This is a genomic window from Chitinivibrionales bacterium, assembly GCA_035516255.1.
Lineage (GTDB): Bacteria > Fibrobacterota > Chitinivibrionia > Chitinivibrionales > FEN-1185 > FEN-1185.
In genome coordinates this window covers 75,578-90,089 of the sequence record DATJAL010000045.1, presented here as the reverse complement: position 1 = coordinate 90,089, position 14,512 = coordinate 75,578, and the positions used below count along the sequence as shown (strand labels likewise).

At 53.9% G+C, this 14,512-nt stretch carries 15 protein-coding genes and 1 tRNA gene; 9 read left to right on the top strand and 7 right to left on the bottom strand.

Annotated features, from left to right (window positions below; genetic code table 11):
• Positions 1-4 precede the first annotated feature (4 nt).
• Together mutL and VLX68_12910 are read right to left on the bottom strand one after the other, a co-directional pair.
• Positions 5-1,834, bottom strand: a complete 1,830-nt coding sequence (gene mutL / locus VLX68_12915; GenBank protein HUI93141.1) for a DNA mismatch repair endonuclease MutL — start codon at positions 1,832-1,834, stop codon at positions 5-7.
• 42 nt (positions 1,835-1,876) lie between these two features.
• Positions 1,877-1,960, bottom strand: a tRNA-Leu gene (locus VLX68_12910).
• Between the two features lie 137 nt (positions 1,961-2,097).
• Between VLX68_12910 and pap the strand changes: the two genes are divergently transcribed.
• Positions 2,098-3,576, top strand: coding sequence for a polyphosphate:AMP phosphotransferase (gene pap, locus VLX68_12905; protein ID HUI93140.1), 1,479 nt, complete (start codon positions 2,098-2,100; stop codon positions 3,574-3,576).
• Positions 3,577-3,720: 144 nt separating this feature from the next.
• Here pap and VLX68_12900 read toward each other — a convergent pair whose 3' ends face one another.
• On the bottom strand, positions 3,721-4,800 hold the full coding sequence (locus VLX68_12900; GenBank protein ID HUI93139.1) for a hypothetical protein: 1,080 nt from the start codon (positions 4,798-4,800) through the stop codon (positions 3,721-3,723).
• A 272-nt stretch (positions 4,801-5,072) separates the two neighbouring features.
• Between VLX68_12900 and VLX68_12895 the strand changes: the two genes are divergently transcribed.
• From VLX68_12895 to VLX68_12880, 4 genes are all read left to right on the top strand, one after another.
• A complete protein-coding gene (locus tag VLX68_12895; GenBank protein ID HUI93138.1) occupies positions 5,073-5,795 on the top strand; it encodes an FHA domain-containing protein in 723 nt (240 codons plus the stop codon).
• A 307-nt stretch (positions 5,796-6,102) separates the two neighbouring features.
• Positions 6,103-6,699 carry a tetratricopeptide repeat protein gene (locus VLX68_12890; protein HUI93137.1) on the top strand — a complete coding sequence of 199 codons (597 nt, stop codon included), beginning with the start codon at positions 6,103-6,105 and terminating at the stop codon, positions 6,697-6,699.
• Entirely contained in the window at positions 6,686-7,825 is a 1,140-nt protein-coding gene (locus VLX68_12885) for a glycosyltransferase (protein HUI93136.1), read from the top strand. Before VLX68_12890 ends, VLX68_12885 begins: the two co-directional genes overlap by 14 nt.
• A complete protein-coding gene (locus VLX68_12880) occupies positions 7,801-8,514 on the top strand; it encodes a lysophospholipid acyltransferase family protein (protein HUI93135.1) in 714 nt (237 codons plus the stop codon). The genes VLX68_12885 and VLX68_12880 overlap by 25 nt, the downstream gene beginning before the upstream one ends.
• Before the next feature lie 111 nt (positions 8,515-8,625).
• On the opposite strand, the gene VLX68_12875 is transcribed toward VLX68_12880, so the two are convergent.
• The 4 genes from VLX68_12875 to VLX68_12860 form a co-directional block, all read right to left on the bottom strand.
• Positions 8,626-8,892, bottom strand: coding sequence for a hypothetical protein (locus tag VLX68_12875; GenBank protein ID HUI93134.1), 267 nt, complete (start codon positions 8,890-8,892; stop codon positions 8,626-8,628).
• A 314-nt stretch (positions 8,893-9,206) separates the two neighbouring features.
• The gene (locus VLX68_12870; protein HUI93133.1) at positions 9,207-9,584 is read right to left on the bottom strand and encodes a hypothetical protein; all 378 of its coding nucleotides are present in this window, start codon (positions 9,582-9,584) and stop codon (positions 9,207-9,209) included.
• Positions 9,585-9,666: 82 nt separating this feature from the next.
• Complete coding sequence (locus tag VLX68_12865; protein ID HUI93132.1) at positions 9,667-10,476, bottom strand: hypothetical protein; 810 nt, start codon at positions 10,474-10,476, stop codon at positions 9,667-9,669.
• A gap of 115 nt (positions 10,477-10,591) precedes the next feature.
• On the bottom strand, positions 10,592-11,272 hold the full coding sequence (locus VLX68_12860; GenBank protein ID HUI93131.1) for a hypothetical protein: 681 nt from the start codon (positions 11,270-11,272) through the stop codon (positions 10,592-10,594).
• A gap of 295 nt (positions 11,273-11,567) precedes the next feature.
• On the opposite strand from VLX68_12860, the gene VLX68_12855 reads away from it, so the two are divergent.
• The 4 genes from VLX68_12855 (at position 11,568) to VLX68_12840 (ending at position 14,409) form a co-directional block, all read left to right on the top strand.
• Entirely contained in the window at positions 11,568-12,014 is a 447-nt protein-coding gene (locus tag VLX68_12855; GenBank protein HUI93130.1) for a hypothetical protein, read from the top strand.
• Positions 12,015-12,223: 209 nt separating this feature from the next.
• Positions 12,224-12,430, top strand: a complete 207-nt coding sequence (locus VLX68_12850; protein HUI93129.1) for a hypothetical protein — start codon at positions 12,224-12,226, stop codon at positions 12,428-12,430.
• Positions 12,431-12,480: 50 nt separating this feature from the next.
• Entirely contained in the window at positions 12,481-13,125 is a 645-nt protein-coding gene (locus tag VLX68_12845) for a ceramidase domain-containing protein (protein HUI93128.1), read from the top strand.
• 15 nt (positions 13,126-13,140) lie between these two features.
• Positions 13,141-14,409 carry a glycosyltransferase gene (locus tag VLX68_12840; protein HUI93127.1) on the top strand — a complete coding sequence of 423 codons (1,269 nt, stop codon included), beginning with the start codon at positions 13,141-13,143 and terminating at the stop codon, positions 14,407-14,409.
• Positions 14,410-14,512 lie beyond the last annotated feature (103 nt).

Sequence of the window (14,512 nt, the reverse complement as noted above, 5' to 3'; positions counted from 1 at the left end):
TCCCTCACCGCAGGAATCTGCGGGAAAGCTCGTCAATTGAAATCCTGACCACCGTGGGCCTGCCGTGTGGGCAGGTGTACGGGTTCTGCGCGGAGAACAGGCTGTTGAGCAACGCCATCATCTCCTCCTGCGAAAGCTTCTGCCCCGCCTTGATCGCCGCACCGCAGGCAAACGCGGCCGCGAACCGCTTGTGCGGCTCGGGGAAATGGCCCATACTCTTTTCATCGAGCAGGTAGCCTATCATGTCGCGCACCGAGCTCTCGATGTCGGAACTTTTCATGAACGACGGCGTTGCGGAAACCGACACCTCGTTCCCGCCGAAATCCTGAATGTCAAAACCGAACGCCCTGAAATATTCCTCCGACGACCCTACCACCGTTTTTTCCGTGGCGGTGAGCCGGATCACCACGGGAAATAAAAGCTGCTGCGACGCTGCCCGTCCCACCTTGAGGTCGTCGAGCGCCTGTTCGTACAGAATCCTCTCGTGCGCCGCATGCTGGTCGATGAGCAGGATGCCGTTTTTTATCGGCGCGAGAATGAACATCTCGTGTATTTGAAAGCACGAAATGAGGCTCCAGGACGCCCGGTCGCTGCTGTCTGCTAATTGTACCTTCTCCTGGTCAAGGGAATCAAGATCATTCTCACCCTGAGGTCCTTTTTTCGGAAAGGCGAGAATGGTCTGACCGTAGGCGCCGTCAGCAGGGTCCTCGGCGGCAAACAAAGGCCGGCCGCTTTCTTCTAAAGGGGCCTCAGCCGCTGGAACCGGTGCGGGCGCAAGGCCGTTTGTGCTGATTTCGCCCTCCATTTGAGACGTGCGGGCAGGGGCCGCCGGCGCCGAAGGTTTCAGCACCTTGCTGACCGCGGCATAAATGAACCTGAAAAGGCCTTGTTCATCCTCGAATTTCACCTTCTGTTTCGTGGGGTGGACGTTGACGTCGATCAATGAGGGATCAATATCGATGAAGCAGAAAAACGAGGGACGAAAGTCGCGTCTGACAAGCTGAGCAAACGCCTGGCGCACGGCGAAAAGCACCGAATCGTTGTCCACCCGGCGCAGGTTGACATACAGGTTCTGGTAGCGCGGCCGGGCCTGGCCGTTGTCCTGAAGCGGAAAAAAAAGCGTTGCCTCCATGCCCTCCGCGCTTCCCTGGGCCATGACAAGCGTTTTTGCGAATTCCACGCCGGCGACCTGGGAAATGCGGCCGAGCAGCGAATCAGCCGGCGGCACGTCGAAGACCGGCTTGCCCTCGAACACCGCGGTGAAATGCATTGACGGAAACGGAATCACGATCTGTTCGATGAGCCGCGCGAGCGCCATTCGCTCCGCCTTGCGGGTCTTCATGAATTTCTTGCGCGCGGGCACGTTGAAGAAAAGGTCACGGCACGACACCGTTGTACCGCGCACATGCGGCACGGGTTTCGGTTTCGCGGCAACGCCGCCGTCGCACCCGAGCGAATACCCGAGGCCGTCCTGCGTGGCGCTGCTCGCGATGACGGTGCGGCTCACTGCGGCGATGCTCGCCAGCGCCTCGCCGCGGAACCCCATGGTCGAAACGGCGTAGAGATCGTCGGCCGTGGCAATCTTGCTGGTCGCATGGCGCAGCACGGATTTTTCGAGGTTTACCGGCGACATGCCCGAGCCGTTGTCGCTCACCTGGATCAGTGAAAATCCCGAGTCCTCGATAACGATGTCTATTTTTGTCGCGCCCGCGTCTATCGCATTCTCTATAATTTCCTTGAGCACCGACGCCGGCCGCTCAATGACCTCGCCCGCGGCGATTTTCTCAACCACCTGCTGTGGGAGCACGCGGATGACGGGGTCATTGGTTTGCATTTGCAAACGTCACGCGGAGAAGGTACGGGTGAAGGAGAAAAATGCGGAAGGGGGGAGTTGAACCCCCACGAGATTGCTCTCACTAGGCCCTGAACCTAGCGCGTCTGCCAGTTTCACCACTTCCGCAATTCGTTTTGACAGGGATTAAAAATATATCATGGATTTGGCCCGTAAAAGAACACAAACTGCTTGGTTTTTGACGGATTTTATACTATAAATAGTACTGATGATTGCTGATTCCCCTCGCAACCAGGAGCTCAGCCATGGATCTCGACCGGCTCGACCTTTCAAAAAAAACCGACAAGCGCGCCTACAAGGCAGTCATGCCCGGCCTTCAACGTACCATAGGCGAACTGCAGCGGACGGCGCGTGAAAAGAACATCCCGGTCATCATCGTGTTCGAAGGCTGGGGCGCGGCGGGCAAGGGCACGCAGATCAACAACCTCATGCTCGCGCTTGATCCGCGCGGGTTCAACGTCAACCTCACCAAGGCGGCAAACGAAGAGGAATACCTGCGGCCGTTCTTATGGCGCTTCTGGCTCAGGCTGCCTGCCGCCGGCCGCATCGCACTATTCGACAGGAGCTGGTACCGCGGCGTGCTGCACGACAGGGACGGAAAATCAACTGACAAAGGGGAATGGCGCAAGGCCTTCAGGGAGATCCGCGAATTCGAGCGCCAGCTTACCGATGACGGCACCGTCATGGTTAAATTTTTCCTGCACATCAGCAAAAAGGAGCAGAAAAAACGTTTCAAGGCGCTGTTGAAAGATCCGGCCACGGCATGGAAGGTAACCAAGGACGACTGGAAACAGCAACGGCATTACGCCCGGCTTAGAAAATCAGTGGCGGACATGCTCGGCCAGACATCGCGGCCCAATGCTCCATGGACCGTGGTCGAGGCCACCGACCACCGCTTCGCCTCGATAAAGGTGACCAAAACGCTTATCGCGGCTCTTACCGAGGCCTGCGCGCGCAAGGGAAAACCGGGTCGATTGACAAAAGCGCCTGTTTTGCCGGGAAAGGTGCCGCCCATTCTCAACCGCATAGACCTCTCCCCTTCCATGACAAAAGAGGAATATGAGGCAAACCTTAAAAAATGCCAGGAGCACCTCCGTGAGATTGAGTATAAAATTTACATAAAGCGAATTCCCGTCATCATCGTGTATGAAGGATGGGACGCGGCCGGAAAAGGAGGCAACATCAAGCGGCTTGCCCAGGCGCTTGACCCGCGCGGCTACGAGGTGGTGCCGGTCGGCCCGCCCAGCGACGTTGAAAAGGCGCACCACTATCTCTGGCGCTTCTGGCAGAAGGTGCCCAAGGCGGGCCACATCACCATTTTCGACCGGTCGTGGTACGGCCGCGTGATGGTCGAGCGCGTCGAGGGCTTCTGCAGCGAAACGGAATGGAAGCGTGCCTACCGTGAAATCAACGAATTCGAGGAAGACTGCGCGGACTTCGGAGCCGTGATTGTCAAGTTCTGGCTCCACATCGACCCGCGTGAACAGCTGCTGCGGTTCAAGCAGCGCGAGGGATTGTGGTATAAGCGGTGGAAAATCACGGACGAGGACTGGCGCAACAGGAAAAAATGGGACGCGTATAAACTGGCTGTTGATGAAATGATATACCGCACAAGCACCAAACACGCTCCTTGGACCATCGTGGAGGCGGACAGCAAATATTTTGCGAGAATAAAGACGTTGAAGACGGTGATAAAGGCGATTGAAAAGAAATTGAAAAAATAAAATAAATCTGGGCGTTTCCCTCGCCTTCGGCTCGGGCTGCCACGGCGCGAGGCCGCTTCGCGGGGCGCCGGCCGGCACCGCGCTTTTGCGCGGCCCCCAGTCCTGCCTGCTAACGCAAGAAACATCGAAGATAACTGTAGATAACTATTGTATCGTCCCCAGCAGCACCGGCGCCTGAGGATCCGTCGCATCATAGATCATGATTTCCCCGAACGTCATCACATAAAGCCTGTTCCCCTGCCAGATGAAATCCTTGACTTCCGGCGTTTGCCATGATTTGACCACCGCCATCTGGCCCGGATCTTTCACGTTGACAAGTGAAAATCCGTTCGCCCCGTTGCCCACGTACAGCAGCGTGTCGGACACGGCAAGCCCCCAGGGAGTGTACAGGGGCTTTTCTGAAATTACCGAGGGATTCGTTATGGGGTCCAGGCTCACCGAGAGCAGTTCGTCCCGGGAGGCCGTGAGGTCGTTGGTGGTGCGTAGCGTGACAAAGGCCACGGAGTCGCGCACCACCACGGGGTCCTTGGCGCGGAAATGCGCGAAAGACCCGATGCTCAAAGGATTCGCCGGGTTGCTTCTGTCAAGAACGTACATGCCGTTGCTTCCGCCCACGAAAAGATATTTATCGGTGGGAAAAAGGGTCTCCGAGGACCAGTCGATATAGGTGCTCGACAATTTGTTCGGCTGGGCCGGCGTTGAGATGTCCATGGTGATGACCGACGAGCCGTCGAGATAATACAGATATGAGCCGATGACGGCAAAGACCGCATACGAGCCCCCGGTGCCCGATGCGCCGCCCGTTCCGGAATATGCCGGCGCGGACTCAGAAGGAAAACAGCTGAGGCCTCCGCCATAGTCAATGGGCATGGGAATGTAATCGGGGTCCTCTTTGATATATTCCGCAATTTCATACGTTGATTCTCCGGTCAGCCGGATGGCCAAAATCGAGCCCCAGGAATTGGCGAACACCACGTTGTCTTTCATGGCGATCCCGGTGTTTCCTTTCAATGGGATGCGCATCAGGAATTTCGGGGCCTGCGGATTCTTCACGGAGTAAACGTGGATCCCCGCAACCGAATCCGAGATGAGGAGAAGCGTGTCGTACAAATAGAAATTCACCGGGTTGATCACCGTGCAGTAGCTTCCGCTGTCGTCGAGTTTTGCACCGATCGAAAAGATTCCGATAAGCCCGACGGAAAATACAAACTTCCATTTTTTCATGCTGATTTCTCCTTTAAAGCAACTGGCGCGCACGGATTTCCCGCTGGCGTAACTCCCCTGGCTGCAAAGTAAAAATCGATTTTTTTTATTATCGTAATGCGCGGAATATCGCTTTAAAAGCATTATGCATTTAATCTTCCATTATAATAGACACTTTATTTCATCCGATATCGCTCAAAAAAATCAATGTTCTGCATCCATTAAAAATCAAATTTGCCAAATCTTGCATTTAACATTGGCGCGGTTTATACTCATAAAAGAAGGTAACGACAGTGTCAAGCGTATTTCTCGTGCATTATCCGGATTCCCCCATCCGCGTGCCCGACAAGGGAACGGTGTCCATCGGACGCGCAGACTCCAACGACATCGTGCTCAACGAGCCCCGCGTGAGCCGCCAGCATGCGGTCATTGAATGGGAAAAATCATCCGGTGCGTTTTTGGTCCGCGATCTGGGGAGCAAAAACGGCACGTACCTCAACGGCTTCAAAATCAGCACGCACGACCCGCGCCCGCTCAACGACTGGAACAAAATCCGCGTCACCTCAATCGTGTTCACGGTGCGGTGCGTCAACGACGCCGCGGTGATAAAAAACGAGTTCGAGCAGCTCAGGGAGAAGATGCACCAGGAGGTCACCGAAATCATCAACATGTCCGACATCCTCGCCGAGACCGAGCAGCCCGGGATATCCGGCGACCTCGAGCACCTCTGCCCGGTGGAGCTTTTCCAAATGCTCGAAACCGGAAGGAAAACCGGCAGCCTTGTGGTCAAAACCAAGTCCGGCGAGGGCGCGTACCTGTTTGAACAGGGAAATGTGGTGACCGCCAAGTTCGCCGACAGATCGGGCGATAAGGCCGTCTTTGAAGTGCTCAGGTTCAGCCAGGGCTCCTTCTCATTCTCTCCGCTTGACAGGATAACGGAACGGCACCAGATAGCCACTTCCACCACCATGCTCCTCATGGAGGGATGCAGGCTTCTGGATGAGGCCAACAAGTAGACGAACCGCCATCCCTATTCGCCAGCTATATCATCTACCTTTTTCAGTAAGAATTTTTTATATTATACAGATTAAAGAACTGGCACGTATCTTGCGACTTTTGCATCTGCCTATGAAAACCGAAAAAATCCCAGGGATTTTTCAAGTCGTTGTTATTTTTAATGCGTTATGCTTTTGCAGTGCTTTTGCCGCTCCCGCTGTTCCGCCTGAATTTGTCCCTGCTTACGAAACCCTGCGTGACGCGGTATATCAGAACTCGCCCATTGCGGAAATCAGAAAAGATTACAGGAAGGCTGATTCCTTGCGGATGAAGGTTTTCAACAACAAAAAAGACAATGCGTACTGGTGCGGCCGGTTGGAATACCTTGAAGGCAGGGCGGAAAATGAGTTGCAGAACTGGAAAGAAGCCGATTCACACCTTGCCATAGGGCTCAAGGCAATTGACGACCACCTGCGCCTTTGCGCCTCCTGCGACGAAGGATGGCGCGTGAAAAGCGCGATCATGGGCCAGATGTGTCTTGTGAAAATACGACAGTTTGAATACTGGTGGGTCTTCATGCACGGGCTTGAGGTATCTTACCTTGCGAACACGGCGCTCAAAATACAGCCTAAAAACGGAAAGGCGCATATTCTTATCGGGTCAACGCTGGTGTACCCGCCCATTATCTACGGCGGCAATCCAAGCAAGGGCATTGAGGTCATGAACACCGCTCTCGAGATGCCCGACATAGAAAAAGACGACCAGTTCAACATTTTCTCCGGCCTCGGCATCGCCTACGGCCGTCTTGAGCGCCGTGAAGAGGCGCTTGCATACCTTAACAAGGCGCTCGAACTGTATCCCGGCAACCGGTATGCCGCGGAAAAACTCAAGGAGATAGCATCGGGGCAGCATGTCAACCCCTGACCTGTTTTCCTGGTATTACTACATCATCATCGCCGGTTGCTTCATTTTCTGCTTTCTCTCCATCACCAACACCTTGTACCTTTCCCTGTTCACAAAAAAGCCCCGCCTCACGCACGGTCCCCTCGTGTCGGTGCTTGTGCCCGCGCGGGACGAGGAACAAAACATCGGCCGCTGCCTCGATTCGCTGCTCAACCAGACCTATCGCGATTATGAAATCATCGTGTACGACGACATGTCGGAGGACGGCACCTGGGAAATCATCAGCGGCTATGCTGAAAAAAACCCTTCCATCAGGGCAATAAAGGGCAGCGACCTTCCGGAAGGGTGGTTTGGAAAGCCGCACGCCATGCAGGAACTCGCACGGCACGCGTCCGGCGAATATTTTCTGTTCACCGACGCCGACACCGTGCACGACGGCAACAGTATCTCATGGGCGGTGACCAACGCGCTCGCGCACCGGGCGGACGCGCTTTCCGGCTACACCCGCCAAATTCCGAAATCATTCGGCGAGGTGGCGGTACTTTCAAACATGTTCCTCAACGCGGTACTGTTCATGCCGCTGTGGATCATCCCGCTCATCAGGCTGCCCTTCGCGTCGCACATTATCGGCCAGTTTATTTTCTTCAAGGCATCGGTGTTCAAGGCGATCGACGGTTACAAGAGCGTACGGCACAAGATCAGCGAAGATATTTATATTGGCCGCGAACTTAAAAAGCGCGGACACCGTCTGGTGTTTCTCGACGTGAAGAACCATGTGTCCTGCCGCATGTACCGGAGTTTTTCCGGCGCCGTGGACGGCATCGCGAAAAACATCTACGACTTTTTTGAAAAGCATGTCGCATCGATCATTGCGCTCACGGTTTTCATCATCGGCGGCCTGGTGCTCCCCGTGGTGCTGCTGCCCCTGGAAGTCCTCACCCATGGAAGCCACATCCACCTCGCGGCCGCATCCGTGGGACTGTTTTTCGGCGCATGGGCGCTTTTCCTTTACAACCGGGGAATGGTATGGTACGCCCCTCTGCTCTACCCGTTTCTCTTCATCCTTCTCATTTACATCGGGTGGAAATCCGTAATCGACGACACCCTGGGCAAGGGCTACCTGTGGAAGGGACGGTTCGTGAAGTGAGCGGAAACACCGGCGCCATTAAGGTGTTTTATTTTTCCCTGCTGTTCAAGCTTGCCTCATTTTTCGTTTACCACATCACGCTGTTTTTCGTCATCGTGCTCGACCTGCTCGCGTTCGGCATGCGGATCAGCGGAAGGCGCAATCTCCGCATCCGCAAGGCGATCCTCGTGAGCAACCACACCCTGTACCTCGATCCCGGCATCCTCAGCCACGCCATTGCCCCGCGCCGCGCCTATTATTCGGCGATGGAGTCAACGTTCAGGATCCGCTTTCTCGGCATGTTCATCCGTCTGCTCGGCGCGTTCCCGCTCACCGACAAAGACCCGCTCTTGCACATTGTCAAGCAGCTCAGGCGCGCGCTTGACGAAAGGGGATTTGTCCACGTGTTCGCAGAGCACGACCTGGCGCATTTCAACCAGAGGGTGAACGGGTTCAAGGACGGCGCGTTTTTCCTCGCGGTCATGTTCAACGTGCCCGTGATCCCGATGGCGATCGTGGTGAAGCAAAGATTATGGAGGGGAAAGCCTGTTCTTTGGCTGCCGCCGCGGGTCCATGTGGTGATTGAGACGGCGCTTTATCCCAGGGATTTTGGGGATGGGGATTTACCGAAAAGAGAGAGGATCGCATTGATAAGGGAGAAGACGAGGGAGGTGATTCAGGGGGCGATTGACAGGGGCATAAAATGTTAAAATAATTTGTGGCGCGACCTCTACTTAGCACAGCTATAATAAGGATTTAAATTTGAAAAGCTGCTAAAACAAACTAAGTACAAGCTATAACAATCGTTATTTCGTTAATTATCAGAACCGTGTAAAGTTTTTCTTTGAACCCAGTATGCCTCCGTCGGTTTTATAACCAGCACGTATATCTACCTCGCCTCCCCATGCAATACCTTGATCATCAGTAGTATTTAATCTTTGATGTGAGTTCTGCGTAACAACAACGCCCCAAACCTCTTGCTCGGATCTGTTTTCGAGAGACTTATGGCCGGCTACATGGAATGTAATTTCAGGAGTAGGTTGGAAATTTCGAAAATATTTTAAAATCTCAATTGCAGCTTCCTCCACCAATAATTTTCTTGGAACTACAATATCATTTATAAATGATTCGATAAACCCAGCAAGAGGAATACCCTATATATCGGCAGCTCCACATGTTGAAATTCCTACCTTAGTCGGTGTTAGGAGCGTTTTATAATTTGAGTCTGATTGGCTAACTGATAAATTAAGAACTTGACCTGCCGGGCTTTATTCTTGTTGATTAAGGGATAATCTTGAATCGCTTGCCATTACAATACCTTCGCGAATATATAGTGTAATTATTAGACTCAAATTTAACCCCCAATTATTAAGTTATGACCAAAACCCACCGCGTGTTCCTTTTACCTTTTTTTCCTCTTCCCTGTCCTCTTCTCCAGCTCCTCAACTTCCTTTGCCAGCCGCTGCCGCTCCTCCCGTAAATTTTCCTCGGAAACGCTGCGCATCGGATTATTGATTTTTATTATCGCCACCGCCTGAAGGTCCGAGAATCCGAACGCGGATTTAAGCTCCTTTTCGGCGTCGGGTCCTGCTTTTATATTATCGATTTCGGAGGCGTGCTGGCGTGCGTGGAGCAGGCCGTCAATGATCTCAAGGCGGCCACTGGTTACCCTCAACCGGTGCACGTCGCTGAAATATTCGCGGAACTGGATAATCACGATGCAGAGGGTCACCGCGATGAAGAATACTACGGCGATCGAGACGATTTGGACATCGGACATTTTTATTTTCTTCCTTTAAACCTGTTTTTCCTGCCGGTCAAGAAACAGGAACAACTGCAAAATGGTTTCCGGAAGTTCCGGTTCAAATAAAAAACTCCCCCTTTTCCTCGTTTACCAGCCCTTCCTTTTTCAACTCCTTTAAAATGCCTTTTATCTCTTTAATTGATATTTTTCCCTTATTTTTACTTTTCACTCTTAATTCTTCGCTCTTCACTTTCTTATCTTCATCGCCCTTTACATTCATTCTATTATATATCTCATCTATTGTCAATAGCTTGTAATCAAGCAACAGCCTGAGTATTTTTCCTCTTTTTTGTCTCCTTGATCCTTCAAACTTTTCCTGCTTTTTATAGTGTTTGCTTATCGCATTTTTATCCTCGCCGCTCTTTTTCAGCATCGCTCCATAGTCCATGAGCGCCCAATACCAAACACGGGGATTTTTTTCATACGCACACCGGCGTGCGACCTCAAGGATTTCCTCATCCGCAACCATTCTTTTCTTTTGAAAAAAGAAATGTATGAACACCGTTCGAATATTTGTTTCAACAAAGACCGAGGGCTGGTTGAACGCGAACGCCATGATCGACGACGCCGTGGCCTTGCCGATGCCGGGCAGGCTGCACAACTTTTCCCGCGTTCGAGGTAAGTTACCTTTGTAATCGTTGACAACTAAATGTGCGATTCTTTTCAAGGCAATCGCGCGCCGGTTGTAACCCATCCCCTGCCACACGGCGAAAACTTTCGCCAGCGGCGCTTTGTCAAGCGCCTCGAAATTTGGAAAGGCCTTTATAAACTCCGGATACTTCTCCTCCGCCCTGCGCACCTGCGTCTGCTGGAGCATGATTTCAGAAACGAGAACGCAGTAGGGGTCCCGCGTTTCTCTCCACGGCATTTTTCTGCCGTGGGTTTTATAATGGCGCAGGATTTCGCTTTGGAAGAGTTTTATTGATTTGCGGGTCGGCGACAAGGTGCCAGCCCAGTAGCGAGGGGAGATATCCGGCATATCATTATTTTAAAATTGGATATAAAAGTATCATAACAATTCCCGTGATAAACGGCACCGAAAGATTATCATTCACCTCAAACCCGCGGATCTTGATGGTAAACAGCTCCATGACCGTTATGCACAGCGACGCGATGATAGCGAGCAAGAGGGGGATTCTTCCGTTCCATTTGTCAAGAAGGAACGGCAGGGCGGGAAACACCGCCAGAAAAAACACCAGGCACAGCACGAGGCAGGCGACCGAGCCCTCGAGCGACTTGGAGCCGATCCTGATTTTTCCCATGCCCTGTCCCACGAGCGCGGCGACCGCGTCTCCCCAGATGAACGTGGAAAGCACCATGAGCGACACCTGCGGCTGATTTCTGAAAACGAGCGAGCAGAGCACGGACGAGGCGAGGATGTAGGTGGCGCCGGTCGTTTTTTTGACTTCCTCCAGCCGCAGCATGCTGCCGAAGAACCGATGGAAGATGTTCTGGATCGCGGGCACGCGGAACCGCAGCGTCTCCATGATCACGAACAGTGCGAGGAAAAACGACAGGATGATGGGCGGCAGGGTCCACGGCGGCAGTGCCTTCCATGACAGTTTCTCCGCGTAAAGCGGTATGTAGAAAATCCCGAGCGGGATGATGGTGCCGAAAATGAAATGAAGGATTTTTCTCTGGATTTCTTCGCTCTTTATCGCCATGCACGCCCCTGTGACCAGGATTTTTTTGATACAATCAAGATGGCCTTGATTTTTCCCGTTTTGATGACAGTGATCATGAAATTGCGCGTCCTCTCTCCCCGCAACCCTGGGGCAGCCATTAGTAAAATACCTTAAGCATGGCTGTTGCTTCGGGAAATTTTTCAATTGCGATCCACTGCCCGCCGGACTTTGCGTTCTTTGCGGCAAAATCTTTTTTCGGTCTTGATTTTAGGAACATCGCCATCGACAAAGAATTATTTTTATCCTCACAAAAAATATCATAAAGAAATCCAGCATGAAACCCATCATCCTCGCCATGATCGTGTGCGATTACTACTACCGCGACGTGCACACGGGAAAAAGCGTGCTCGCCGGCACGTTCAGCTCCATCAACAGTCCGCACTTCCCTTCGAAGCACGGAAACTGCGCCATCTACATCGCGATCACCGACGTGGCAAAGAAGGGAAAACTCCAGCTTCTTTTCAGGAAAGAAGGCGGCTCCTTTTCCATGACCCTGCCGCCCTGGGACGTTGACCCCGCCGACAACCGGCGCTCGGTGATAGAAATCGGCGGCAACATCAACGGGCTCCCGCTGCCGGAAGAGGGGTTTTATGAATTCGTGGTATTGTGGGACGGGTTCGAGATTTTCTCACGGCGGCTCGCGGCGGTAAAGGTGGATCTCCAGACACCGCCGCCCCCGCCCGTTGCCCAGAGCCCGGGCGCCACCCCGCTGGAAGAATAAAAAAGCAAGATTCACCGCAGAGACACGGAAGACATAGAGAAAAAGAAAGTTAAGAGCGAAGAGTGAATTGTGAACAGAAACATACACCTTAACAACTCTCAACTCTTCACTATTCACTCTTAACTTGTAACTCCGTGCTCTCCGTGTCTCGGGCAATTTTTCTTTTTCTCTTTACATTGCGCCAAGTATTTTAATCCAAAAGGAATACCATGCCGTTGTCCATCATGCTCGCAAAACTCGTCGGCGCCGGCCTGCTCGGCTGGACTGTTTATTCCATTGTCAAACACCTGCGCGAAAGGGCGCGGAACAAAAGCAACGAGCAGTCGATAACCGAGTCCGCGCTCAACAACCTTCTTCTCTACCTCTGGCTCGCCTTCATGCTGGTGTTTTCCACCGGCATGATCCTCAATAATTGACAAGCGGCATGCATGCTTCCATGCCGACGCCCTGATAAAAGGCCCTTGTCATGATGGACGCATACTGCGAAAGAACCGCCTCCGGAATTTTCGGCGAACCGTTCAATGCCGCCAGCAATCTGGCGTTTTTTCTTGCGGCATGGCTTTGCTGGCGGATGGCCCGGCGCCGCGACACCGCAGACCCCGGCGTCTGCGTTCTCATCGCCCTTATCGCCGCGCTCGGCGCCGGCAGCACCATCTTCCATGTTTTCCATACGCGATTCACCCAGCTTTTTGACGCCGGGCCGATTTTTCTTTTTCAGGTAGCTTTCCTATGGATTTACAGCCGGCGGGTTTTTAACTTTTCCGCAGGATTGACCATGCTTGTTCTTTCCGGCTTTCTTGCCTCGATGTGGATGTGCGCCTTCTTTCATGGACTTCTGAACAACTCGCTGGTGTACGCACCGGCGCTTGTCATGATGATTGTGTACGGAATTGTAACCGCAGCGACAAAAAAGAACGAACGTCTTTTTTTATTCCTCGGCGCTGCCGCATTCTTCTTCTCGCTTGTATTCCGCACCATAGACATGCTCATCTGCCCGTGCTTCCCTGTCGGAACCCATTTCTTATGGCATATTTTCAACAGCGTGATGCTTTGCTTTGTCATGCGGGCGCTGATCGTGAACGCGGCGCCGGCGTCACGGCAGCCGTCCTGAAGGAGCCGGGCTTCAATGCTCATCACACTCACTTCCGGCGGATCGCGCGGCGACTCGCAGCCCTATATCGCGCTGGCGCACGGGTTCAAGGCGGCGGGACACCGGGTGCGCATGGTCACCACGCCTGATTACGCGCCATTGGTCGAAGGCGCGGACTTTGACTGCCGGTTCGTCAACCTCAACATACGCTCGCTGATTGAATCGGAGCGCGGCCGGGCAATGCTTGCCGCGGGCGGCAACCCGTTCATGTTCCTTCGCAGGATGAGACAGCTGCTCGAGCCGTTCGTCGAGCCGATGATCGTCGAGGCGAAAAAAAACTTCGCCGGCTCGGACGCGTTCGTGATGCCCTCCTCCGGCGCGATGTTCGGAAGCGCGGCATTTGAGTGGCTCAACATCCCCTTTTGCACCGCATTGATGCAGCCGCTCGCCGCGACCTCGAAGTTTGCGCACCCGTTTTTCCCGCCGCTCGATCCGCGGATTCCCGGCGCGGCCTTGTACAACAGGTTTACGTATGCAATCGCCGATTTCGGCGTGGCCGCGGTTGCGGGCCCGGTGGTGCGGCGCGCGCTCCGCGGCGCCGGCGTCGGCAAGGATTTGCACCGGTCAAGTGAATCGATAAAAAGGCCCCTGCTGTTCGGGTACAGCCCGCTTGTGGTGAAACCGCCTACAGACTGGCCGCCGAATGCAACGGCGACCGGTTACTGGTTCCTCGATCTCGCTTCCGCGTGGACGCCCCCTGCCGGCCTTGTTGATTTTGTCAATGCAGGCCCGCCGCCGGTTTCAATAGGGTTCGGCAGCATGAACAACAGCGACCCGGCGGCCGCCACAAAACTCGTCGCAGACGCGCTGCGCCTCGCCGGTCAGCGCGGCATCCTGCTTTCAGGCTGGGGCGGCCTTGCAACGGCCGCGCTGCCCGACAATGGTTACATGATGGAATCCGCACCGCATGACTGGCTATTCCCCCGCATGGCGGCCGTGGTCCATCATTGCGGCGCAGGCACCACCGGAGCCGGGCTTCGCGCGGGCGTGCCCGCGGTGCCCGTGCCTTTTTTCGCCGACCAGCTTTTCTGGGCACGGCGGCTCCACGAATTGGGTGTTGCCCCGCGTCCTGTTCCCTGGAAGAAATTGACGGCAGAGAACCTGGCGCAGGCTATTCATGAGGCAGTAACCAATAAAGAAATAAAAATCCGCAGTGAGGAACTGGGCAAAAAGATAAGGGCTGAGGATGGGGTTGGTGTTGCCGTGGAGATTGCGGAGAACTATTTCTGCACAATAAAAAGATAAAAACCTTGCGGGGGAAGTCTCCCCCTCGCTCCAGCCCGGTCGCGTTAGAGATAAACACGGCTTTTAGGAGCGGGAAGAGCGCGACCGGTCTTTCGCTGCCCCC